Origin of the sequence: Salinarimonas soli (assembly GCF_008386575.1) — a bacterium.
In the GTDB taxonomy this organism is placed as follows: domain Bacteria; phylum Pseudomonadota; class Alphaproteobacteria; order Rhizobiales; family Beijerinckiaceae; genus Salinarimonas_A; species Salinarimonas_A soli.
The window spans coordinates 1-233 of record NZ_VUOA01000271.1; the positions used below are offsets into that span (position 1 = coordinate 1).

1 protein-coding gene is annotated in these 233 nt (G+C 61.8%); it reads left to right on the plus strand.

Annotated features, from left to right (window positions below; genetic code table 11):
- On the plus strand, nt 1-233 hold a 233-nt coding region (locus F0L46_RS25895; protein WP_368732178.1), incomplete at both ends, for a type II secretion system protein.

Here is a 233-nt window from a genome sequence, read left to right on the forward strand (position 1 = left end):
ATCGTGATCCTGGGCATCTTGGCCGCCACGGCCCTGCCCAAGTTCATCGACATGCGTCAAGACGCTGAAGACGCTGCCGTCAAGGGCGTCGCTGGTGCCCTGGCTGCCGCCATGAACCTGAACTACAGCGGCTGCTCGCTGATGAACAACGTGGTCACCGCCAACAAGTGCGTGGCTGTCGACAACTGCGACGACGGCGCGACCTTGCTGCAAGGTGGCCTGGAGTCTAAGTA